Source organism: Maribacter sp. IgM3_T14_3, from assembly GCF_049603095.1.
Lineage (GTDB): Bacteria > Bacteroidota > Bacteroidia > Flavobacteriales > Flavobacteriaceae > Maribacter.
Genome location: NZ_CP187138.1, coordinates 60,096 through 84,516 on the forward strand (window position 1 = coordinate 60,096; position 24,421 = coordinate 84,516).

The window sequence follows — 24,421 nt, forward strand, 5'->3', positions numbered from 1 at the left end:
TTTTTTTTTGATTATAAACTTAACTTAAAACCTAAGCGTACGTTTCTACCTTTTGTGGTATACGAAACTAACTCTGTATACTCTTCATTTAAAAGATTATCGACTGCCAAAAATGCAGATAGATTATTACAAAACTGATGTCTCAATTGCAAATTAGCCAAACTAAAACTATCTAAAATTACATTAGAAAATGTAGCAAAATCGGTATCGGTTCGATCGGATACATACTGGTAAGATAACCCAACAAAAGTTTTCTCTTTTATAGCATAACCTATAGTAGCATTAATTTTACTCTTAGGTACTCTCAATGCCAAACCCTCTTTAGAATTGGTATACGTGTAATTAGCATCAAACGAAAGACCTTTTGCCAGTTCTAAGTTCAAGCCTACTTCTACCCCATCAAAATGTGCAGTTTCAGTTGCATTTCTATACTGACTCGCAAAAGTAACTGGATCAATGGTCTCATAAACTATTCTGTCATCTTCAGTTCTATTAAAATAAACGGCGTTGATTGTAAAAGCATCTGAAACTTTAAATTCAATACCTCCTTCTAAAGTAGTATCCTCTTCTGGATTTAATTCAGGATTCGCCCCAAACGGACCATATAATTGGGATAAGTTGGGTGCAATGTATGATGTTGCATAACTACCCATAAACTTTAAATATCCTTCGTTGATACTAATTCTGTATGACGGATTAATGTTATAAATGAAGTTAGAACCGTATTCGCTGTGATTGTTTAATCGTACACCTGCATTCATATTAATTCCCTGCTCACCAACATACACGGCATTTAAATAAGGATCAACTGTATTTGAATTGTATTCTTCAGAGAATAAGGTTTTGTTGTCTATATAGTTTACCCCAACTATCGTGTAAATATTTTCTGAAAACGTATACTTATTAAAAACATCTAATACATAAGTTTGTGAATCGTAAGTCGCTGGAAAACTAGATTCAAACGATCTTGTAATCTGATTAAATGCTGTATTCACATTAATACTTCCGTTTTCATACCCGTATTTAGAACTTAACCCAAATCGAGATTGTTCACTTGTAAAATAAAAATCTGCATCTTCAATAGGGAATCCGTTATCGAAATCGGTATTCAGTTTGTTATAGAATGCCGATGCATTTACATTAAAGCGATCAGAAAATTGATATCCCAATTTAAAATTACCGTCTATTCTAGAAACTACGTCTGATTCTGTGCCTATTGCAGCCGATAATCCATCTGTAAATTGAGGTCCTCCAGATGCTAAAACAGCTAATTTTCCGTGTTTAGCTGTCAAATTCACTGTATTCGAAATATCAGAAATATTATAATTCTGATCATCTTTTGTTTGGTTGGTCCCAAAACTTGAAATGACATCTAATGCAAGTCCCTCTTTTTTCGCTTTTTTCGTTGTAATATTAATTACTGCGGTAGCTGCTGAATTTCCATAAAGCGTGCTAGCTGCGCCTTTCAAAATTTCGATAGTTTCAATTTGTGCCGCATTCAATAATCTTAAATCGTACTCAGCACTTGTTCCCGATGGATCTGACACTTGAATACCATCTATTATCACCAATACTTGACGATTATTGCCCCCTCTAACATAGGTTGACAGGTTTTGACCAGCAAAACTTCTAGTACCGTTAATTTCAATTCCGCTTTTCGTGTTGATAATTTCAGCGACCGAACGTCCCTGATTTTGTTCCAATTCTTTTTGAGAAATCGTAATTACGGTCTTACCCGAATTTTCACGTTTTAGTTCAAAACGCGAATCACTGACGACAACCTCATCAAGTTGCAAGGTTTTGGTAGAATCTTGTTCTTGCTGTGCTCCTACTTTAGCACATAGTAATACAGTGACCGCTGGCCACAATAAATAATTTTTCATTCGTTTAAATTCATAAACGGGAGCGTAGTATGTCTGTACCCATACGCAAACCTTTATCCCGAAAGTTTAACTTTGTTTGTTTGAATAAGGCAGGTCTCCTGACTTGTTTAATACCATTTCGCCTTCCCATGTTTTCTGAACCGGTTCAGATTTCAAAGTGGCATTGAAGAAAATAGTACCTTCTTAAAAAGAAGTGTCAAACAAAATCTATTTGCCAATAGATATGTTTAAAAATAAACTTACAGTTGCGGGAACAGCTCTAGATTTTCACTAGATTCCCTTTTAATTTCATCACAAAAAGCAATGAAAACCAAAATTCACGGCGAAAGTAAACATTTAGTTTAATCTTTCTCGCTAAACTTTTATAATACTACTTTTGAAAAATAGATGAAATTCAACCATGCTCAAACGACTACTTTTTATTTGCTTTCTTTTTTTTATAAGTTCTTGTAAAGAATCTTCAAAAGACACTTTACCCTTAAAGACACCTGTAGTTACCACCAAAATAGCATATGCAAAGGGTTTTACTATCGAAAAACAGTCTTCGGGCATTACAATAATTAGGCTGATGACACCGTGGGTAAATGCCGAAACTACATACACCTATGCTTTGATCCCGAAAGAAATTCAAGCTACCATAACGGTAAACAAAGATGAATACGATGCCATAATTTCTACTCCGGTTGAACATATTGTGGTAACCTCAACAACGCACATACCTGCTTTGGAAGAATTAGGCGTATTGGATCACCTTGTTGGTTTCCCCGATACCAAATACATTTCATCTAAAGCGGCCAGAAAGCGAATTGAATCGGGAAATATAAAAGAATTAGGTGTCAATGAAAGTCTGAATACTGAAGCAATTTTAGCCTTGCGACCTGACCTAATTTTCGGCTTTGCCATTAATAACGGCAATAGTACTTACGAAACTATTCAACGTGCTAACATTCCTGTTGTTTATAACGGTGATTGGGTTGAAGAAACTCCTTTAGGAAAAGCAGAATGGATTAAATTTTTTGCTCCTTTTTTTAATAAAACCAAAGAAGCAGACGCTATTTTTAATGACATCGAAAAAGCTTACTTAGATGCCAGAACTCTAGCTGCTACAGCTCAAAATAAACCTACTGTTCTGAGTGGAGCTATGTTTAAGGATGTTTGGTATTTACCTGGCGGAAAAAGTTGGGCGGCTAATTTTCTAGAAGATGCGAATGCTGAATACCTTTGGCGTGCTACGGATGAAAAAGGAAGTCTTTCTTTAAGTTGGGAGAGCGTTCTCGATGTGGGGCAACATGCCGAATATTGGATCGGTCCCGCGCAATTCGCATCTTATGAAGAATTGAAATCATCAAGTCCTCACTATGCACAATTTGATGCCTTTCAAAAAGGTAAAATTTTTAGTACAGCAAATACTTTAGGTGAAACTGGTGGAACTCTATATTATGAACTGGGCCCGCAAAGACCAGACCTTGTTTTAAAAGATTTAATTCATATTTTGCACCCAGGGTTACTACCTAATTACGAACCTTACTTTTTTAAACCTTTACTTTAATTGTCTAAACAGCCTACTTACTTTCTTCATTTTATTATTTTGTTAGCATTATTGCTGGCGTGTTTTATTATTAATATCTGTTTAGGTTCGGTAAGTATTTCATTTTTTGACACCCTCAAAGTCTTATTCGGCAGTGCCGCCGAAGATTCTTCTAGTTCCTATATTATTTGGCAATACCGCTTGCCAAAAGCTATAACGGCTATTTTGGTGGGTGGCGGACTCTCACTTAGCGGATTGTTGATGCAGACCTTATTTAGAAACCCGTTAGCAGGACCTTATGTTTTAGGTATAAGCTCAGGAGCTAGTTTAGGTGCAGCTATAGTAATTATGGGGTCTTCTATATTTTCGGGCGTATTCGCCATCTCAACTTTTAACGATATTACATTAGCAGTTGCTTCTAGTATTGGTAGTTTTTTTGTTTTATCGCTCGTTTTAATCGTTGCTTCTAAAATAAAAGATACTATGGCGCTATTGATCATAGGTCTTATGTTCGGCAGTATTACAGCTGCTGTGGTAAGTGTTCTTTCATATTTTACTAAAGCCGAGAAACTACAACAGTATATATTTTGGTCATTTGGTAGTTTAGGTAATTTATCGTGGTCGCAAATTCTCATTATCGCCATTTGTACAGTTGTCGGAATTTTACTGAGTATCATTTCCATTAAACCTTTAAACGCTTTTTTACTGGGCGAGAATTACGCTAAAAGCTTAGGTATTCAGCTTAAAAAATCTAGATATACCATTATAATCGCCACAGGGTTATTGGCAGGTTGTATTACAGCCTTTGCAGGCCTTATTGCATTTGTAGGGTTGGCCGTACCTCATATTACAAGACAAATATTCCATACCACAGAGCACAAAATTCAAATACCCGCTGTGCTTTGCTGTGGATCAATTTTGATGTTGATATGCGATACCATTGCACAACTACCAGGTTCTGTAAGTGTTCTACCTATTAATGCCATTACTAGTATATTAGGCGCGCCAGTGGTTATATGGTTATTGGTACGTAAAAGAAAAATGATATTTTAATCGTAAAATAAAAGACATCGAGCCCAATATTATAAATAGCGTATTACAAATTGAAAATCTTAGCATTGGCTATGATAAAATGGTCATTGCTTCTGCAATTTCATTTCACCTACAAAAAGGAGAACTTGCCGCTATTGTTGGTATTAATGGAATTGGAAAATCAACGCTACTAAGAACATTAGGCAGATTTCAACCTGAAATTTCTGGATCAATAATAATTGAAGGAAAAGAGCTATCGACTTATGATGATTTGGAAATGGCTTCAAAGGTAAGTGTGGTACTTACCGAATCTATTGCTTCTAAAAATTTATCGGTTTACGAGCTTTTAGCATTAGGTAGGCAACCCTATACGAACTGGTTAGGCAAATTAGCTGATAATGATATTTCTATCATCAATAAAAGTATTGCCTTATTAGAACTAGAACCTTTCTTAGATAAAAAATGCTTTCAATTAAGTGACGGACAATTACAACGGGCACTTATCGCCAGAGCTTTAATTCAAGATACCGACATCATTCTGCTTGATGAACCAACAACACATTTAGACCTATATCATAAAGTGCAGATTTTAAAACTTTTAAAATCTATTGCTCATGAAACCAACAAGACTATTTTATTTACTAGTCATGAAATTGAACTCGCTATTCAATTATGCGATAAAATGTTGATTTTAGATGGAATTCGAAATGCCTTTAACGAACCCTGTAAACTTATAGAGAATAATAGTTTTGATAGCCTTTTCCCTACGGATACCATTTCCTTTGATGCGAATACCGGCACCTTTAAGATAAAACAATAAGATAGCCTAGATTATTAGAGGTTTGATGACCTATCTTAATTAAAAACAAGCTGCTCCTCTTAAAATTTTCTATTCAATCAATTACCTTTACCAGATCACTGCAATTAACTGATGAACGAAATATACATATACCTCGCAATCGCTATTCTATGTCTTGCCATAGGATATTTTCTTGGTAACTATATTCAGCTTCTAAAAACAAAATCTCGCCAAAGCACCTTAGAAGAGCGAGAGCAGCAAATGCTGAACAACCTTTCTATTTTTCAAGATCGATTAAAAGAAAGTGAGAAACACAAAACTGATTTGCAATCTGAAAAAGAACACCTCGGCAACCAAATTGTCAGATATCAAGCAGATTTAGAAAATTTGCAGCAAAAGATTATCGAACAGAAACAAGAGGTTGAAAAGCTTCAAGAAAAATTTACTAAAGAATTTGAGAACCTTGCCAATAAAATTCTTGAAGAAAAGAGCTTAAAATTCACCGAGCGAAACGAGAAGAACATCAAAAATATTTTAACCCCGCTTAGTGAAAAAATCTTGCTATTTGAAAAGAAGGTTGAAGAGAGTCAGAAAGAAAATATTAGTATTCATTCTGCTTTAAAAGAGCAATTACTGAATTTACAGACCCAGAATATAAAAATTACCCAAGAAGCAGAAAACTTGACCAAAGCTTTAAAAGGTGATAGTAAAATGCAAGGTAATTGGGGCGAGCTTGTATTGGAACGTGTATTAGAAAAATCTGGACTAGAGAAAGATCGAGAATATACCGTTCAACAAAGTTTTACCCGTGCCGATGGTAGCCGTGTATTACCCGATGTTATTATCAATCTACCCGATGGCAAGAAAATGATAGTTGACTCAAAGGTTTCTTTGACCGATTATGAGCGTTATGTAAATGCTGAAGATGAATTCAGAGATAAATACTTAAAAGACCACATCAATTCTCTAAGAAGGCATGTAGACCAACTGTCTGCCAAAAAATATGAAGATTTGTATGAAATGGAGAGTCCCGATTTTGTGCTTATGTTTGTACCTATAGAACCCGCATTTGCGATAGCTATCAATCAAGACAATTCTTTATATAACAAAGCTTTTGAACAAAACATAATAATTGTTACCCCTTCTACTCTTCTTGCTACCTTGCGCACTATTGATAGTATGTGGAATAATGAGAAGCAGCAACGAAATGCTATTGAGATTGCACGACAAGCTGGTGCACTTTATGATAAATTTGAAGGTTTTGTTAGCGACTTAACGAAGGTTGGCAAAAAAATGGACGAGGCAAAAGTGGAATACCGAGGTGCAATGAGCAAATTAGTTGATGGTCGTGGTAATATTATCACCAGTATTGAGAAGCTTAAAAAGATGGGGGCCAAGGCAAAAAAATCAATTCCCGAATCGCTTTTAAATAGAGCGATTGAAGATGATGATTTTGCAGAGGAACCTAAACTAGAACTATAATAACTAACCATTAATGCAATATTTAAATTAAACACATGAAAAAAATAGTATCATTACTTTTAGTAAGCGCTGTAGTCATTTGTGCGCTCTATTACGCCTTCATCTACTTCGTAACCTTTAGCGAGGGCGTTCGCTCAGGAGAACTGATAAAAATTAGCCACAAAGGTGTTATAGCCAAAACGTGGGAAGGTGAAATTAGCCAAGGTATCTCTGGTGCTCAAATATTCTCATTTTCTGTATTAGACAAGGATAAAGAGGTTATAGAAAAACTGCAGGAATACCAAGGACAATACGTAAAAGTTAGTTATGTAGAACGTTATGCCACATTTTTTTGGTTAGGTGATTCTAAATATTTCGTTACCAAAGTACAACCAGAACAATCACCTCATTTTAGAAAATAGACATTTACGTTAAAAAATAAAGACCTTATGGAAAAGTTTAAAACCGCAAGAGAATCTAAAGTTTCTATAACAGAGCTAATGCTTCCTTCGCATTCTAATTTTGGAGGCAAGGTTCATGGCGGATATATTTTGAACCTTATGGATCAAATTGCCTTTGCTTGTGCTTCTAAACATTCGCAACAATATTGTGTTACCGCTTCGGTCAATAGGGTAAATTTCTTGAACCCGATTGAAGTGGGTGAATTGGTTACCTTAAAAGCAAGTATAAATTATACCGGTCGAACCTCTATGGTCGTAGGGGTTCGTGTTGAGTCTGAAAATATTAGATTGGGAACTAGAAAGCACTGCAACTCATCATACTTTACTATGGTAGCAAAGGGAACAGATGGTAAAAATGTTCCCATACCAGGTTTAATAATATCTGATGATCAAGGTGTTAGAAGATTTGCACGTAGCAAATACCGCAAATTAGAGGCTCAAGAACGAGACACTAAATTCGAATCTAAAACCTTTAATTCTGATGACTATATAAATGAGTTAAAATCTGAAAATATTAAGATTGAAATGAAGTAAGAAGCTTTGCCGCAGCTGCATCTAAAAACCAAACTAAATCTTTTGTTTTAGGTGAAACGTGGCTTGCCGGGTATTCTAAATACCCTTCTTCTCTATCAATAATTATCTTAACCTTTTCTGCCTTGCTTTCGCCGGTTACTAAAAAGGTAACAGTTTTTGCATTGTTAATTATTCTACCCGTCAATGAAACTCTTCTTTGACCAGATTCTGGGTGAATAGCCACTTCACAATTATCTGGAGATACCCATAAGTTAATTTCATGTGGAAAAATGGAAGCTGTATGTCCGTCATCGCCCATACCAAGAATGACTAAATCGAATTGAGGCAGTCCTAATTCTTTCGGTAATTCTTTATCTAACAAATCGCCATAACGTTTAGCTTCCGCCTTTGGATCATCTTCACCTTTAATACGATGAATATTTCCCTCTGGTATAGCAACCTTAGATATAAGATGCTCAACTGTCATTTTATAATTACTTTCAGCGTCGTCTGGTTCTACACATCTTTCATCACCCCAATACAAATGAATTTTGCTCCATTCTACATCATTGGCAAATTCATCCGCCAATACATCAAATACAATTTTCGGGGTGCTACCACCTGATAATGCAATATGAAAAGCTTCCTGACCAGCTGATTTTTCAATCAGATACTTAGAAAATTCTTCTGCTACCTTTATTTTATTTTGATATACTTTTACTTCCATCCTCTGTACAAACTTTAAATATCTTACTTCTTAACAAATAACACAGTAACCAGATTCATCTGCTAAATTCTCGCTAGGGTTACGCCATTCCCCCACTCCTTCAATAAGCTCATTGGCATTCTCAGGACCCCAATCTCCGGCTGCATACCCATACATTTTTACATCCTTACCATTTTTCCAATAGTCTAAAATGGGATCTACAAATGCCCAAGCTGCCTCTACTTCATCTGCTCTAGCATACAAAGTGGCATCACCTTGCATAGCATCTAATAAAAGACGCTCATAAGCTTCCATAACATGTGTTTCGGTTAGACTAGAATAGTAGAAATCCATATTTGCACGCTCTACCTCAAAACCTTGCCCGGGTACTTTTACTCCGAATTTCAACAATATACCTTCATCTGGCTGAATACGAATTATCAACTTGTTATCTTTATTATTTATACCAGACTCTTTAAAAATTTGATGATGCGGAGTTTTAAAATGTATAACTACCTCGGTAACTTTTGTAGGCATACGTTTTGCCGTTCTAACATAAAAAGGCACATCTGCCCAACGCCAGTTGTCTACAAAGAATTTAATGGCAGCAAAGGTTTCTGTAGTTGAATTTTTATCAACCCCTTCCTCTTCACGGTAGCCTTTTACTTCTTGTCCGTCAATTTTTGAAGCCACATATTGCGCTCTGATCGTATTATCAAAAAGCGTCTTTTCATCATTCATTATTTTAAGTGACTTCAATGCCTTCAGTTTCTCATTACGAATTTCTTCGGCATCGGCACTCAACGGCGGCTCCATAACAATTAAAGCAACAATCTGTAATAAGTGACTCTGAAACATATCTCTTAATGCACCAGATTTATCGTAATACCCACCTCTTTTTTCAACTCCTACGCTTTCAGCATTGGTAATTTCTATATGGTGAATGTAATTTCTGTTCCACAATGGTTCAAAAATACTATTGGCAAAACGGGTTACCAGTAAGTTCTGTACAGTTTCCTTTCCTAAGTAATGATCAATTCTAAATATTTGACCTTCTTTAAAATAGGTATGTAAACCATCGTTCAATTCTTTGGCAGATTCTAGACTATAACCAAATGGTTTTTCAACTATAATTCTCCTCCAACCGGTAGTCTCTTCATTTAACCCTTGATCAGACAAATTCTTTGCAATTGGCTCATACAAACTTGGCGGCGTAGATAAGTAGAACATATGATTACCAGCAGTACCATATTTTTGATCTAAATCTGATATACGCTTTTCTAAACGTTCGTAAGATGTATCATAATCTGAACCCAAATCTTCGTAAAAAAGTTTATCTGCAAATTTTTGGATATAATCTGCATCAAATTCTTTTCGTTCTTTTTCTAAATAAGGACTTTCTAAAACTACCTTACTCCTAAATTTTAAATCGCCCAAATCACTTCTACTAACACCAAGAACCACAAAATTATCAGGAAGATCATTTCCTTTATATAAATTGAATATTGCTGGTATCAATTTTCTTGCTGTTAAATCTCCAGATGCCCCAAAAATTACGAGCATTTGATTTTCTGTCTTCCTCATTATCGGTTGATATTCTTTATTATTCAAATATCTTAAAAAGTAAGCCATTAACAGTCTTCTTTAAGAGGGAATTTGGAATTAAAGTCAATATTTTAAATTATTTTTGATAGACAATATGTTATGCCCATATATTAAGTAGGGTTACATATTAATGAGGTGTAATTTAAAAACATTCTATTTATGTATGATTTTGGTTTAGTAGGTCTTGGAGTAATGGGACAGAATTTTATACTCAATGTAGCAGACAATGGATTTTCTGCTTACGGGTATGATTTGGATGAAGAAAAAGTAGAGGCTTTAAAGACTTTAGGCGGAGATTTAGAAAAGGTAAGTGCTTCGAGCAATATAAAAACATTCGTAAAAAATTTAAAACAGCCGCGTAAGATCATGTTACTGGTACCTGCCGGTAAAATTGTAGATGCTGTTATAGAATCATTATTACCGCATATTGACAAAGGTGATATTATTATTGACGGTGGAAATTCTTTTTTTACCGATACCGACAGAAGAGAAGCACAATTACAAACTAGAGCAATAAACTTTTTTGGTGCAGGAGTTTCTGGCGGTGCAAAAGGTGCTCGAAAAGGACCAAGTATTATGCCTGGCGGCTCAAAATCTGCCTACCAACATATTAAACCGATTTTCGAAGCTGTTTCTGCGAAATACAATGGAGAACCTTGTGTGGCGTATTTAGGTCCTAAATCTGCCGGAAACTATGTGAAAATGGTGCATAATGGTATTGAGTACGGATTGATGCAGTTGACTTCTGAAATATACGATGTGCTTAAAAAAGGTGGCGATTATAACAATGATGAGCTACATAGCACTTTTGCAAAATGGAACGAAGGTAGATTGCAATCGTTTTTAGTAGAAATTACTTCTGAAATATTCGAGCAAGAAGATGACTTGGTAAAAGGTCGCTTGGTAGATCAAATATTGGATAAAGCAAAACAAAAAGGTACTGGTAAATGGACAAGCCAAAACGCGATGGATCTTGGTATACCTGTACCATCGATCGATGTAGCCGTTAGCATGCGAGAACTTTCTGCTTTAAAGGAAGAAAGAGTTAAAGCAGATGCATTATATGATAGACCAAAGGTTGCCCATATGAATAAAGAGAAGTTGGAAGCATTTACTGAAAAAGCTTTATACTTTTCATTCATTATTACCTACTCTCAAGGGTTACACCAATTGGCAGATGCATCGAAAGTATATGGTTACGATTTAGATATATCGGTCATCGCAAAAATATGGAGAGCCGGTTGTATCATTCGCGCAGGGTTATTGGCTGATATTACCGAAGCTTTTAAAGCCGAACCGACATTACCGAACTTATTACTTTCTCCGAATTTTGTAAGTAAAGTTAAAGACACCGTTGGTGCTGCTAGAGAATTGGTTGCTTTTGGTGCTCAAAACGGAATTCCGTTACCTGGCTTATCAAATTCACTAACTTATTTTGATGCATACACGTCAAGTAAACTACCTTTGAACTTAATTCAAGCGCAACGCGATTATTTTGGTTCTCATACTTATGAGCGTCTCGATCGTGAAGGTATTTTTCATACAGAGTGGGAAGATTAAAAATCAACATTTGAAAAAAATAAAAACTGTTTTAAATCGTATTTGCCTTTCATTGGTTATTGCAGCTACAATTGTTTCTTGTAAAGAAGTTTCAAAAGAAGAAATTCCGGTTGAAGTTCTAGATAACCATACATTAGACAGAAAGGCAAATGCGGTTTTAATAGATTCTCTAGTTAGGCAAGTTTATGTACCTATATATTCTGACATTTACAATCAGACGAGAGATACAAGAACTTTGCTTACCGCAACTTTAAGCATCAGAAATACGAGTTTAAAAGACAGCTTGTTCGTTAGTAAAATCGATTACTATAATACCGAAGGCGATTTGGTACGAAGCTATATCGATTCTCCTATTTATCTAACACCGATGGAATCTATTGATTACGTTATTGAACAACAAGATACTTCTGGCGGTAGCGGGGCAAATTTTTTGATTGATTGGTATTCAAAAAAACAACTGAATCCGTTGTTTCAAGCAGTTATGGTTGGTGGTCTAGGAGCACAAGCTTTTTCTTTTACTACAGAAGGTCTTGAGATAATTGAGTAACCTGTTAGATTACTTGAGTTACCACCAGTAATTTATAGTCTAAAATTCATACTGCATTTATGTATTCTATTTACGTTATTGAATTATCTAAAAAAGTATTCACCGAAAATAGAAAGTTTAGAGAAGCAAATCCGCAATTCAACGGTGTACTAGAATGTCTTTATGTTGGCATGACAAGTAAAACCCCTAAAGAACGATTTGACCAACACAAAAATGGGTCTCTGAGCAAAAAGGGGCATAATCTATCTTCTAAAATTGTACAAAAATACGGCTTGTATTTACGTGGTAGCCTATTTAATCATATCGACCCCATTAAAACTAAATCCGAAGCTTTACAAATGGAAGAGCAATTGGCACTTGAACTTAGACGTAAAAAATATGCGGTATGGTTTAATTGATTTCACTTATTTAGGTAACGGAGTAACCGCATCCAAAAGTTCATCTTCCATTCCGTAATACTTAAGTGCAAATCCGAAAGCTACTACAGATAAAATTATGCCAATAAGAAATATGGTATATGTCCATCTTAATAATCTATACTTTTCCTGCAATACCTTACCCAAATAATACAAGTCCATACTCAGCGAATCATAGATAGATTCCTTATTCTTTATAATAGTTCTTAATTTAGATTTAAAGTCGCCTAACTCCATCGCATGAAAATTTCCGAAGAACAAGAAATTTGTATCCTTCGCTTTAATTTCATCATCTACCACATTTTTATTGGTAACTTTTGGGCGTGTAGCGAGTACAGACATAATCATAGAAGCTATACTAAAAAGGACAAATATAACCGTCGGATAAATAAGGTAGGAATTCGTTGGAGAATCTAATTTCGGAATCAAATTTGCCATAAGCAACGATATAATTATTGCATTTACTGAAAGCAGAATATTAGCTTTAGTATCTGCAATATCACTCAATTTTATATGGTTTCTAAGTTCTATACGATATAAAGATTGAATTGCCCGTTGCGGACTTTCATCTTTCAGCTTCGCTTTTAAAACCTCTTTTTTTTCTGTTTTTTCAGACTTCTGTAGTTTAGAAATCAAGTCAAGAATATTTTTTTCTTTTTGCTCTTGCCAATTCTCTTTGGCATAGTCTGTATAATATCTATGCTGAACGCGAAGCTTTTCTACATAGTTCAATCGCCAATTATCTAAATCAGGAACATCGCTATTAAAATTTTCTAATTCTAATCGCAACAACTGTAACATTTCTTCAAAACTATCTGATGCAAAAAACCAAGTACTACTATCTTTTATAATTGCCTCTTCATCACTTTTTGGCGCATCATTTTGCCAAGCACTTTTTAATAAATTGACAACAGCATCAATATCATCTTGAACTACTTTTTGCTCAGCTAAAAATTTTGACGCCAATAGAGCACTTTGGTCAACATGGTTCTCGTATTCTACTGCATAACCTGCGTGCAAAAACCAAGCAGCTATTAATACTTGATATGAATTAATTTGAGCATTTGTATTTTGTTCAAGAATTTTTTGTGTTTTACTAATAGTCTTGTTCGTATATCCCTGACTATGAAAAAGAAAGTTCTTATTCATTTGATCTGCCAAAAGATTCTTGACATACTTTTCAACTGCATTTACCGTAGTTTGATTCATATTAGTCAATTTGATGGTTCTTTATATTCAGTAACCTATATTGATATCCTTTAAATTTGTTTAAAGGTTATTGGTCGATGCAATTAAAACATGCCATTTGCGCTTTGGTCATATGTAAGTCTTCTGAACCTTTTGGCGCCTCAGTCAGTTTTTCGCTCTCACCCAATTCTTGATGAAATAGAAGCGCATAATCTACCAATTCATTTCGCCTATTTTTCATTTTTGCAATAAGCTCTTTACCGTCCAATTCATAAATCTCAATTGGCCAGACGGCAAAAGATGATTCAATAGCTTCATCTGGAAGTAAGCGCTGTAATTCTCTCGCTTCTTTTTCAAATACAGATGGTGGAATGTCTCGCATAAAATAAACATCGAAAGGGGATATTAATCCTGGTAAAAAATCAATTTCTTTTTCAAAAGACTGCACCTCTGGCAGAAATACCTGGTTCGAAATTAGAGTAGGCAAAACTCCTTCTAGATTGAAAAAAGCATTGTCCCTATCGCACGGTAAGGGAATTGCATTAATCGAATCTCCTAAATTTTTAATAGCCCAACCCCATTGTTTTGAATGTCGGTCCCAATCACCAATTAACAGATCGAATAAACGCGCCCTTACTAAAGCATTATTATCGATACTGATTTTGTTAGGACTCTTCATCTTTAACTCTTGCAAATCTTCGGTATCTACGACCGAATCAATATTTTTTTGTCCCAACCAACTGGCATTACCTTCCGTCTCATATTCTAAGAGAAATAAGCGATTACCGAATTTCTCATTATAATCAGAGAGTCGCTCTTGCTTAGGTACAAAAACCAACTTAGGCTTGGTATTGAATATTCTAGCATATTCAGAAAGTTTAGCAACCACTATTGCAGCATATGGATGTTGCGCAGATATACCATCAACTATAATATTTTCAATGCCCATGTTCTCAGCAACCTTGGGTACTAATGGCGATGGGTCTTTAGAGACGCTTCTCAATGTCATTAGGGTACCATCTTCTCTTTTCAATTTAAGTGAATGGGTCTGTTGACCACCACCCTCTTCAAGAATTTTCACATTTTCTTCTAAATTATCCAAATACAAAATCGGAACTTTAACTGGTGTAGCCCATGCTTTTCTATACTGTTCCCCTTGCATTACACTTTTTATTGCGTTTGCTTTATACAACGTACTCGCGGCAACTAAAACAGAATCATATTTTTTAAAGTCCATTTCATCGACGTTAGAAAATTCTAAAATCTCGCATGTATCAAAAGTTTTGCTTGTACTTGATAATGACCAATACGTCAATACTCCAAATACAATTACCAAAATAACTAGACCTAAAGGAATCTTTTTCAACTTAATGGTTTAAATATTATACCACGCAAGATTAATTATAAAACACATCAAGGAATTATCTAATAAAATAAATTTTTGACCTGAAAAGAGATATACAAAAGATAAATCTTTAAATTATTATCTTATCGATATATTGTTAAAATTTTGACGATATCTTATCTTAGAATGATTAAATTTATGATACAAGCAATTACGTAAACTAAAAGTTTTTTTATGAACGGATTAATAATGGACTACCCACTTACCACTAATACCATATTAAATTATGCAAATAGTGCATTTCCTGATAAAAAATTAATCTCTTATCTGCCAGATGGTAGTAGACATGAATATACCTATAGCCAACTATACAAACGTTGTTGTCAACTTGCCAATGCCTTACGAAATAAATTAGGTATCTCTAAAGGTGATATGGTAGGCACCTTTGCATGGAATCATTACCAACATGTGGAGCTTTATTACGGAATTCCGGGAATTGGCGCGGTTTGCCACACTATAAATATTAGATTATCATCTCAGCAAACCGAGTTTATAATCAACCATTCTGAAGACAAGGTTATTTTTGTAGACGCAACCCTTGTGCCTCTGTTAGAAAAAATAGCTCCGAAATTAGAACCTGTAGAAAAGTATATCATCATCAATGCCCCTAAAGGTTTTACAACTAGTTTACAAAATATAATACATTATGAAGACTTGATTGGCGAGCAATTAGAAACTATCGATTGGCCACTAATTAATGAGCACGATGCTAGTGGAATGTGCTACACGAGCGGTACTACAGGAATGCCAAAAGGTGTTCTTTATTCGCATCGATCCACTTACCTGCATGCCATGACTATTCTTTCACCAAATGCGGGCAACTACAGTAATAACGACATAGTACTACTCATTGTACCTCAGTTTCACGTAATGGCTTGGGGGTTTCCATATATGTGCCTATTAACTGGTTCAGACATGGTAATGCCTTCACTTCACTTGCGCCCAGATGCAATTATTAGAATATTAGAAAGTGAAAATATAAATAAAGCTAACGGAGTGCCATCGATTTGGCGAGGAGTCTATGATGAAATGAAAAAGAATCCGCCAAAGGAAAAACTAGCTTTGGAAGAATATTTAGTTGGTGGTTCTGCGTTGTCCGCTAGCCTGATAGAAAATTTTGAAAAAGACTTTGGTATTAGGGGAGTTCAAGCTTGGGGAATGACGGAAACCTCACCACTTGGCACAGCAAGCAGACTTCAAAGAAAACATGAAGAACTTAGTGAAAAAGAACAAATAAAAGTCCGTGCGAAACAAGGAATTGAATTCCCTGGGATAGAAATGCGAATAATTGGAGATGACGGTAAAGTAGCTCCTCGTGATGGAAAAACAATGGGAGAATTACAGGTGAAGGGAGCCTGGGTCATTAGGTCTTATTTTAAGACTAATAGCCGAGAAAACTTTACTAAAGATGGTTGGTTTAGAACAGGCGATGTAAGTACCATTGATGAAAATGGTTACATGGAAATAACCGATCGTACCAAAGATTTAATAAAAAGCGGTGGAGAGTGGATTTCTAGTGTTGCATTAGAGCTGGCGTTAATGTCCCACCCGAAGATTAAGGAAGCTGCCGTAATCGCCATTCCTGATAAAAAATGGTCCGAAAGACCTTTGGCTACTTTAGTATTAACTGATGAAAATAATCCTGTATCGACCGAAGAGCTTAAAGGGTATTTATCTAAAGATTTTGCTAGTTACCAAATACCTGATAATTATGTGACTATTAATGAAGTACCAAAAACTAGTGTTGGTAAGTTTGACAAGAAAGAAATTAGAAGGTTATATGCAGAAGGGAAACTTTAACAACACTAAAGTTCCCCTTCTGCTATAACATAAGTCTTGAAAAAAGACTATTTACTTAAATACATTTTGCGTCTTGCGTATAGGTTGTAAAATTCATCGTCCTTAAGACTATCAATGAATAAAATACTTTCACCTGTACTTTTCATTTCAGGACCTAAGTTTTTATTCACATTCGGGAATTTATTGAAAGAGAATACTGGTTGTTTTATAGCAAATCCTTCTAATTGAGGATTAAAATTGAAATCTTTTACCTTCTTATCTCCTAACATAACCTTCGTTGCATAATTAACATAAGGTTCTTTGTAAGCCTTTGCAATGAAAGGTACCGTACGAGAAGCTCTAGGGTTTGCTTCTATGATATATACAACTTCATCCTTTATGGCAAACTGTATGTTGATTAAACCAACCGTATTTAATGCAAGAGCAATTTTCTTAGTATGGTCTTTAATTTGCTGCATTACCAGTTCACCAAGATTAAATGGTGGCAATGTTGCATTTGAATCTCCTGAGTGAATTCCACAAGGTTCAATATGTTCCATAATACCAATGATATATACATCTTCACCATCGCAAATAGCATCTGCTTCTGCCTCAATTGCACCATCTAAGTAATGATCTAACAATAACTTGTTATTTGGTATTTTACGAAGTAAACCAACTACATGCTCTTCAAGCTCTTTTTTGTTTATTACAATTTTCATTCCCTGACCTCCTAAAACATAAGATGGTCTTACCAATAAAGGAAAATCTAATTCATCTGAAAGTGCTATTGCTTCTTCAGCCGTCTCTGCTACTCCAAATTGAGGAAATGGAATGTCATTCTTCCGTAATAATTCAGAAAAACTTCCTCTATCCTCGGCTAAATCTAAAGATTCAAAACTTGTTCCGATAATTTTTATCCCATATTTAGATAGCTTTTCTGCTAGTTTAAGCGCAGTTTGTCCGCCTAATTGAACGATTACTCCTTCCGGTTTTTCATGACGAATAATATCATATATATGCTCCCAATAAACCGGCTCAAAATAAAGCTTGTCTGCAGTATCAAAATCGGTTGAAACCGTTTCTGGGTTACAATTGATCATAATAGTTTCATAACCGCATTCCGCAGCTGCTAAAACTCCGTGAACACAACAGTAGTCAAATTCTATACCTTGACCGATTCGGTTGGGTCCAGATCCTAGAACTACAATCTTCTTCTTATCAGAAACTATACTATCATTTTGAACATATCGTGTACCGTCTGGCTTTTCTATTTCAGCTTCAAAAGTTGAATAGTAATATGGAGTCATTGCCTTAAACTCTGCCGCACAAGTATCTACAAGCTTATAAACTCTATTTATATTAAGCTCGGTTCTCTTATTATAAACCTCACTTTCATAAGAATCAACCATATGGGCTATTTGTCTATCGGCAAATCCTTTTTGCTTAGCCTCTAACAATAGATCTTTCGAAAGTGTCGCAATAGTATACTTAGAAATTTCTTTCTCTAAAAAATGAAGTTCTTCATATTGCTTAAGGAACCACATATCGATTTTAGTAATCTCATGTATTCTACTTAAAGGAATACCTATTTGTATTGCATCATAAATTACAAAAACTCGATCCCAACTAGGTATGGTTAGTTTACTTATAATTTGCTCATAATTTTTGTAGCCCTTACCATCGGCACCTAACCCATTTCGTTTAATCTCTAAAGATTGGGTTGCTTTATGCAATGCCTCTTGAAACGAGCGACCAATACCCATAACTTCTCCTACAGATTTCATCTGCAAACCTAAAGTACGGTCAGATCCTTCAAATTTATCAAAATTCCATCTTGGTATTTTTACGATAACATAATCTAACGTTGGTTCGAATAATGCCGATGTTGATTTTGTAATCTGATTATCTAATTCGTCAAGCGTGTAACCTATTGCCAACTTTGTAGCCACTTTTGCAATAGGATAACCAGTTGCTTTTGAAGCTAAAGCTGATGATCTTGAAACTCTCGGATTTATTTCAATCGCTATAATATCTTCTTTCTCATCAGGACTAACTGCAAATTGAACGTTACAACCACCTTCAAAATCTCCTATACTACGCATCATATGTATTGCCATATCACGCATTTTCTGATACGTTCTGTCAGATAATGTCATTGCAGGCGCTACCGTAATTGAATCACCGGTATGTATACCCATGGGATCCATATTCTCAATAGCACATATGATTACTACGTTGTCATTTTTATCTCTTAATAGCTCTAATTCATATTCTTTCCAACCCATTAAGGCTTTATCGATCATTACTTCATGGATAGGAGAAATCTCTAATCCATAACTTAATAATTCATCAAAATCTTCTGGTTTATATACTATGGATGCTCCTGCCCCACCAAGTGTATAAGAAGCTCGTATTACTAAAGGAAAACCGAATTCTTGAGCTATCTCTTTACCTTTTAAGAAGGAGGTCGCTGTAGCTTGTGGTGCCATGCCTACACCTATCTTCAACATTAGCTCTCTAAATTGCTCTCTATCTTCAGTAATATTTATAGCATCAATGTCTACACCTATTAACTCTACTCCGAAATCTTTCCAAATTCCTTTTTTATCTGCCTCTATACACAGATTCAGTGCTGTTTGACCTCCCATGGTCGGCAATACCGCATCTATTTGTGGATGCGCTTTTAAAATCTCAATTATAGATTTTGTTGTTAAAGGTTTTAAGTAAACATGATCCGCCATTGTTGGATCTGTCATAATGGTTGCCGGGTTACTATTTATCAAAATAGTTTCAATACCATCTTCACGTAACGAACGTAAAGACTGGCTACCTGCATAATCGAATTCACATGCTTGACCGATAACAATAGGACCTGATCCTATTAATAAAATTGAGTTTAAATCTTTTCTTTTTGGCATCTTAAAACTGTTTATTTTGGGAATTGGACAAAAAAAAGGTGTTACTTTTAAAAAAGTAACACCTATATATTTTATAAACTATGCAATCATTATTTCTTATGTCTTGTTTCAGAGGAAACGGTCAATTTCTTTCTTCCTTTTGCTCTTCTTCTTGCAAGAACCTTTCTACCGTTCACGGAAGCCATACGCTCACGAAAACCATGTTTGTTCTTTCTCTTTCTTTTTGACGGCTGATATGTTCTTTTTTGTCCGGGCATCTCTTAAACCTTTTCTATTTAATATGAAATTATTCAGAATTCTCTGTGAAACTGGGCGCAAATATACAAAGAGTTTTTTCTTTAACAAGTGATATGAAAAAAAATATTTTTATTAATCCGTACGTGACTAAACGAAGCTTTTGATTAATTTTGCCAGAATTGAAATTTAGCGCCGAAATTGCTTTATTTTTATAGGGTTACGATTAATTTGAATAACATACTTAGCTAACTAACTAGAAATTAAAATTAAAAATATGTTCAATAAAAATCTAAAATTAATTATTGCAGGACTTATAATTGCCTTTTCTGTTTACCAAATGATCGAAGGTAATATCGGAAATGGCATATTTTTAATCTTACTATCCTTAATTTTTATCTTTCTTTATTTTAGAAACGAGATTATATTGTTAGCATTTTTAAAAATGCGTAAGCAGGATTTAGCCGGTACTAAAACCTGGTTAGATAAAATCAAGAACCCTGAAGGTGCACTAACTGTTAAACAACAAGGCTATTATAATTACCTACATGGTATTATCTTCTCTCAAACTAATTTAACCCAAGCTGAGAAATACTTTAAAAAAGCACTTAAGCTTGGTCTTACGATGGATTATGATCTAGCCATGGCAAAGTTAAGCTTAGCTGGTATTTCAATGCAAAAGCGTCGTAAAAGAGAAGCGACCATGCTGCTTAACGAAGCAAAGAAATTAGATAAAAACAATATGTTGACAGATCAAATTAAAATGATGCAACAACAACTGAAGAAAATCTAAGTCTTATTTTGTTTCTCTGTAGTATCCTTTATTAGGGATTTCTAAAGTGTATTTTTTACCAGAGCCATTATTTAAATGTGGCTCTCTTAACCAAGGGTTATGTCTTTTTAGAATTTTATAGTTGATTTCGTACTCTTGTGCGAAATCTGCAAAATCACTAACTGGCTTATTAATCTCAACATTAAAAGTAGGTATAGCTTTATACATATCTTCTTGATCGATATGAAAACCATACTTTTCTGGATTGGCAAGAATTTCTTTTATCGCCATAATTCTAAAAACATACCTACCCGTTTCATCACCCAATAGCAAATCCCAATAATTATCTACTTGCTGAATACCCATGTATTTGTTGATAGCACCCGGACCAGCATTATATGCAGCTGCAGTCAATGCCCAACTACCATATTTATCTTTCCATCTATTTAAATACTTACAAGCAACCTCTGTAGACTTTTCTAAGTGGTAACGTTCATCAACATTCGAATTTACTTCTAAACCGTACTCTTTACCGGTTTCTCTCATAATTTGCCAAAAACCGGTAGCACCTGCCGGGGATACTACATTTGTCAAACCACTTTCTGCAACCGCTAAGTATTTAAAATCATCTGGAATACCATTTTTAGCCAATATTGGCTCTATTATCGGAAAATACTTATTGGCTCTTTTCATTAATAACAAAGCGTTAGACTGCCAATACGTATTTACCAAAAACTCACGGTCTACTCGTTCCATAATTTCTGGATCTTCTTGCGGAACCACTTCTCCTGCAAAATTTAAGTCTTGAGGAATATCTATTGAAGAAATTTTATACGATTTAGCTACGTTTTTCTGAACACTATCATTCGCCACAATCTTATCGTTTACCGCAATCGCATCAGTACTTTGTACCGCAAATATCAAGGTGCCAGCAACAAATACAACACCTAACAACATCAATATATTCTTAATAGTTTTCATGAATTTTATATTTAAAATTATTTCTACCCAATCTGTAGTTAACCAAAGGTATATATAGAACTATCTTATTCCAAAATAATTGTTGGCAAGTTCTCGTTAAACCACTTTGCCCTATGTATAATCATAGTATGTGTACCATTGACCACATGTATACAATTACTAATATTTGCGATAGGAAAAACTGTGTCTTTTTCACCTTGTATATGAACTAATTTTTCGCAAGGCACCTCTCGCTTCCAATTTACCAATTCGTTAATACACCAATCTAAATAGCCTTTATCTCTAACGGATAAATATTTTTCATACAGTGATAACCGTTTTGTTACACTTTCACCGAAGGCATATTTTGCCAATAACTCAACATTGTTCACCAACCCCGTAGGAAGCAATTTATGTACACTGGTGTACCTTGCAAATAGCATACGTTTTGGCAATTCGTGACGGGTTTTAACACTCGATATAATTATCACTTTTATTACCTCAATATATTTAGTCATTTCTTGAACTAGAAGTCCGCCCAACGAAACCCCTATCAACACAGCATTCTTATGTTTTATGAGTTTACACATATTTTTAGCGTACTCACTAAATGAAATCCCTTTTGTAGGAATACTCCATTCTAATAAATGCAGTTCAAATCTCTCTTTAGGTAATTTTATATACTCGAAAATTGTAGGACTTGCAGCCATACCTGGCATACAATACACATGAATTATATTATCTATCATAGTCACGAAACGTAGTAAAAACTAGGAAATTAAGTATTTTTTAACTAGTTTTGTAAGAGAATGCGAAAAACACATGTTTTAACATGTCATATAATCTGTACAGCATTTCATTAACGACAAATTACGATATGAGAACATCGTAATTTTTTTGTCTAGTAGCAACACTAAAATAATCTATATGAACGATGTTATTATTAAAGACAATTCTTTTCTTCGCCAATTTGAAACCACAGTTAACGGACATCTAGCAAGAATAGAATACTCTTCTCAAGAACGTAAAGTGTTTCTAACTAAATTAGTAGTTCCTGAAGAAATTACGGATGAAAATTTTAGAGAAAACTTCATCAAAGCCGTTCTAAGTATAATTCAAGAAAGAAACCTTAGAGTTGTACCAACAAGTCCTCATATAGCAGGATTCTTAAGAAAAAACCGACTACAGTACAAAGAAATGCTACCTATTGGCATTCGTATTTAAAAAATTAAAAAGCCTTTCAAATGAAAGGCTTTTTTTTTATACTTCTACTTCTAAGTTTACAAAATTAAACCGCACTAAGCCATCTTTATCAATTTCGGTCAGTTTCACCGAATGTAACGTATTCACCAATTCTGGATTCCAAGGCGATTTTACTTTCACATAATTCTCAGTAAACCCGTGAATATATCCCTCCTTATTTTCTCCCTCAAATAAAACCGTAAGCTCATTCCCTATTTGACTTTCATAGAATGCACGTCTTTTCTTTACAGATAAACCACGTAGCATTTTACTTCTTTTATTTCTAATCTTATTTGGAACCACACCATCCATAGATGCTGCTGGCGTATTGTCTCTTTCTGAATATGTAAATACATGTAGATAAGAAATATCCAAATCATTTAAAAAGTGATAGGTCTCTAAAAAATGTTCTTCGGTCTCCCCAGGAAAACCTACTATGACATCCACACCAATACAACAATTTGGCATTACTTCCCTAATCTTATGAACACGCTCTTTGTAAAGATTGGTCATATAACGACGCTTCATCAACTTAAGCAAGTCATCACTACCACTCTGCAAAGGAATATGAAAATGAGGTACAAAAGTTTTACTCTGGGCTACAAACGCTATAGTCTCGTTTTTTAGTAGATTAGGCTCTATGGATGAGATTCGTAAACGATGTATACCATCTACATCATCTAGCGCTTTTACAAGATCTAAAAAAGTATGCTCATGCTTTTTATTACCAAATTCTCCTTTTCCATAATCACCAATATTGACTCCGGTTAAGACAATTTCTTTAATACCCTGCTCCGATATATCTGCAGCATTCTTTAAAACATTATCCAAAGTATCACTACGAGAAATGCCACGTGCCAAAGGAATGGTACAATAAGTACATTTATAATCACAGCCATCTTGCACTTTTAGAAACGCTCTGGTTCTATCTCCAATTGCGTAACTACCAACATAAAAATCTGCATCGGCAATTTCACATGAATGTATTTTACCGTGGTCATTTTTTGTAAGATCGTTTATATAATCTGTAATTTTGAACTTCTCTGTAGCTCCTAAAACCAAATCGACACCATCAACATCTGCTAATTCTTCTGGTTTTAATTGTGCATAACAGCCAACCGCAGCAACAAATGCATCAGGATTAATTTTCTGAGCTTTCTTTACTATAGTCTTAAATTTCTTATCTGCATTATCTGTAACAGAACATGTATTTATTACATACATATCTGCTTCTTCCGAAAAATCTACCCTTTCAAAACCTTCATCTGCAAAATTACGGGCTATGGTAGAAGTCTCCGAAAAGTTCAACTTACATCCTAAAGTGTAAAAAGCCACTTTCTTCTTCATCTAATAATCTCTTTGAGAGTGCAAAAATACTTAAACTTAATCAAGCTAAAAAAGCTTAACTA

22 protein-coding genes and 1 riboswitch are annotated in these 24,421 nt (G+C 34.8%); of the genes, 12 read left to right on the forward strand and 10 right to left on the reverse strand.

Features of this window, described 5'->3' with window-relative positions; all coding sequences use genetic code 11:
* Nucleotides 1–11: 11 nt before the first annotated feature.
* A complete protein-coding gene (locus ACPF9A_RS00310) occupies nt 12–1,883 on the reverse strand; it encodes a TonB-dependent receptor plug domain-containing protein (protein WP_424000566.1) in 1,872 nt (623 codons plus the stop codon).
* A 71-nt stretch (nt 1,884–1,954) separates the two neighbouring features.
* Nucleotides 1,955–2,213, reverse strand: a riboswitch (cobalamin riboswitch).
* 70 nt (nt 2,214–2,283) lie between these two features.
* Here ACPF9A_RS00310 and ACPF9A_RS00315 point away from each other — a divergent pair.
* From ACPF9A_RS00315 to ACPF9A_RS00340, 6 genes are all read left to right on the forward strand, one after another.
* The gene (locus tag ACPF9A_RS00315) at nt 2,284–3,432 is read left to right on the forward strand and encodes an ABC transporter substrate-binding protein (RefSeq protein ID WP_424000568.1); all 1,149 of its coding nucleotides are present in this window, start codon (nt 2,284–2,286) and stop codon (nt 3,430–3,432) included.
* Nucleotides 3,433–4,464, forward strand: a complete 1,032-nt coding sequence (locus tag ACPF9A_RS00320) for a FecCD family ABC transporter permease (RefSeq protein ID WP_424000570.1) — start codon at nt 3,433–3,435, stop codon at nt 4,462–4,464.
* Nucleotides 4,465–4,543: 79 nt separating this feature from the next.
* Nucleotides 4,544–5,263, forward strand: coding sequence for an ABC transporter ATP-binding protein (locus ACPF9A_RS00325; RefSeq protein ID WP_424000572.1), 720 nt, complete (start codon nt 4,544–4,546; stop codon nt 5,261–5,263).
* Nucleotides 5,264–5,374: 111 nt separating this feature from the next.
* Entirely contained in the window at nt 5,375–6,724 is a 1,350-nt protein-coding gene (gene rmuC / locus ACPF9A_RS00330; protein ID WP_424000574.1) for a DNA recombination protein RmuC, read from the forward strand.
* A gap of 35 nt (nt 6,725–6,759) precedes the next feature.
* Complete coding sequence (locus tag ACPF9A_RS00335) at nt 6,760–7,125, forward strand: 6-phosphogluconate dehydrogenase (protein ID WP_424000576.1); 366 nt, start codon at nt 6,760–6,762, stop codon at nt 7,123–7,125.
* Between the two features lie 27 nt (nt 7,126–7,152).
* Entirely contained in the window at nt 7,153–7,698 is a 546-nt protein-coding gene (locus tag ACPF9A_RS00340) for an acyl-CoA thioesterase (protein ID WP_424000578.1), read from the forward strand.
* On the opposite strand, the gene pgl is transcribed toward ACPF9A_RS00340, so the two are convergent.
* Together pgl and zwf are read right to left on the reverse strand one after the other, a co-directional pair.
* Entirely contained in the window at nt 7,679–8,404 is a 726-nt protein-coding gene (pgl, locus tag ACPF9A_RS00345; RefSeq protein ID WP_424000580.1) for a 6-phosphogluconolactonase, read from the reverse strand. The two genes, ACPF9A_RS00340 and pgl, sit on opposite strands and share 20 nt — an antisense overlap.
* A 30-nt stretch (nt 8,405–8,434) precedes the next feature.
* A complete protein-coding gene (zwf, locus tag ACPF9A_RS00350) occupies nt 8,435–9,967 on the reverse strand; it encodes a glucose-6-phosphate dehydrogenase (RefSeq protein ID WP_424004388.1) in 1,533 nt (510 codons plus the stop codon).
* A gap of 180 nt (nt 9,968–10,147) precedes the next feature.
* On the opposite strand from zwf, the gene gndA reads away from it, so the two are divergent.
* Genes gndA through ACPF9A_RS00365 form a run of 3 tightly spaced genes read left to right on the forward strand, consistent with a single transcriptional unit; the run spans nt 10,148 to nt 12,493 of the window.
* Complete coding sequence (gene gndA, locus ACPF9A_RS00355) at nt 10,148–11,548, forward strand: NADP-dependent phosphogluconate dehydrogenase (protein ID WP_424000582.1); 1,401 nt, start codon at nt 10,148–10,150, stop codon at nt 11,546–11,548.
* A gap of 10 nt (nt 11,549–11,558) precedes the next feature.
* Complete coding sequence (locus ACPF9A_RS00360; protein WP_424000584.1) at nt 11,559–12,095, forward strand: DUF3124 domain-containing protein; 537 nt, start codon at nt 11,559–11,561, stop codon at nt 12,093–12,095.
* Nucleotides 12,096–12,154: 59 nt separating this feature from the next.
* Nucleotides 12,155–12,493, forward strand: a complete 339-nt coding sequence (locus ACPF9A_RS00365) for a GIY-YIG nuclease family protein (RefSeq protein ID WP_424000586.1) — start codon at nt 12,155–12,157, stop codon at nt 12,491–12,493.
* 6 nt (nt 12,494–12,499) lie between these two features.
* Here the strand turns inward: ACPF9A_RS00365 and ACPF9A_RS00370 are convergent, their stop codons facing one another.
* Together ACPF9A_RS00370 and ACPF9A_RS00375 are read right to left on the reverse strand one after the other, a co-directional pair.
* Nucleotides 12,500–13,720 carry a Pycsar system effector family protein gene (locus ACPF9A_RS00370; protein WP_424000588.1) on the reverse strand — a complete coding sequence of 407 codons (1,221 nt, stop codon included), beginning with the start codon at nt 13,718–13,720 and terminating at the stop codon, nt 12,500–12,502.
* A 67-nt stretch (nt 13,721–13,787) separates the two neighbouring features.
* Nucleotides 13,788–15,065, reverse strand: a complete 1,278-nt coding sequence (locus tag ACPF9A_RS00375; RefSeq protein WP_424000590.1) for a hypothetical protein — start codon at nt 15,063–15,065, stop codon at nt 13,788–13,790.
* Nucleotides 15,066–15,278: 213 nt separating this feature from the next.
* Here ACPF9A_RS00375 and ACPF9A_RS00380 point away from each other — a divergent pair, with 213 nt between their 5' ends.
* Nucleotides 15,279–16,904, forward strand: coding sequence for a long-chain fatty acid--CoA ligase (locus ACPF9A_RS00380; protein WP_424000592.1), 1,626 nt, complete (start codon nt 15,279–15,281; stop codon nt 16,902–16,904).
* A 47-nt stretch (nt 16,905–16,951) separates the two neighbouring features.
* Here ACPF9A_RS00380 and carB read toward each other — a convergent pair whose 3' ends face one another.
* Complete coding sequence (carB, locus tag ACPF9A_RS00385) at nt 16,952–19,804, reverse strand: carbamoyl-phosphate synthase large subunit (RefSeq protein ID WP_424000594.1); 2,853 nt, start codon at nt 19,802–19,804, stop codon at nt 16,952–16,954.
* An 89-nt stretch (nt 19,805–19,893) separates the two neighbouring features.
* A complete protein-coding gene (gene rpmH, locus ACPF9A_RS00390) occupies nt 19,894–20,061 on the reverse strand; it encodes a 50S ribosomal protein L34 (protein WP_027067351.1) in 168 nt (55 codons plus the stop codon).
* A 254-nt stretch (nt 20,062–20,315) separates the two neighbouring features.
* On the opposite strand from rpmH, the gene ACPF9A_RS00395 reads away from it, so the two are divergent.
* On the forward strand, nt 20,316–20,831 hold the full coding sequence (locus tag ACPF9A_RS00395) for a DUF2892 domain-containing protein (protein WP_424000597.1): 516 nt from the start codon (nt 20,316–20,318) through the stop codon (nt 20,829–20,831).
* Nucleotides 20,832–20,834: 3 nt separating this feature from the next.
* Here ACPF9A_RS00395 and ACPF9A_RS00400 read toward each other — a convergent pair whose 3' ends face one another.
* Together ACPF9A_RS00400 and ACPF9A_RS00405 are read right to left on the reverse strand one after the other, a co-directional pair.
* The gene (locus ACPF9A_RS00400) at nt 20,835–21,791 is read right to left on the reverse strand and encodes a lytic transglycosylase domain-containing protein (RefSeq protein ID WP_424000599.1); all 957 of its coding nucleotides are present in this window, start codon (nt 21,789–21,791) and stop codon (nt 20,835–20,837) included.
* A 65-nt stretch (nt 21,792–21,856) separates the two neighbouring features.
* A complete protein-coding gene (locus ACPF9A_RS00405) occupies nt 21,857–22,519 on the reverse strand; it encodes an alpha/beta hydrolase (RefSeq protein ID WP_424000601.1) in 663 nt (220 codons plus the stop codon).
* A gap of 178 nt (nt 22,520–22,697) precedes the next feature.
* Here ACPF9A_RS00405 and ACPF9A_RS00410 point away from each other — a divergent pair, with 178 nt between their 5' ends.
* Nucleotides 22,698–22,994 (forward strand): GNAT family N-acetyltransferase, encoded by a 297-nt coding sequence (locus ACPF9A_RS00410; RefSeq protein WP_027067355.1) that lies wholly within the window; start codon nt 22,698–22,700, stop codon nt 22,992–22,994.
* 36 nt (nt 22,995–23,030) lie between these two features.
* Here the strand turns inward: ACPF9A_RS00410 and mtaB are convergent, their stop codons facing one another.
* Nucleotides 23,031–24,359, reverse strand: coding sequence for a tRNA (N(6)-L-threonylcarbamoyladenosine(37)-C(2))-methylthiotransferase MtaB (mtaB, locus tag ACPF9A_RS00415; RefSeq protein WP_424000603.1), 1,329 nt, complete (start codon nt 24,357–24,359; stop codon nt 23,031–23,033).
* Nucleotides 24,360–24,421: the final 62 nt, after the last annotated feature.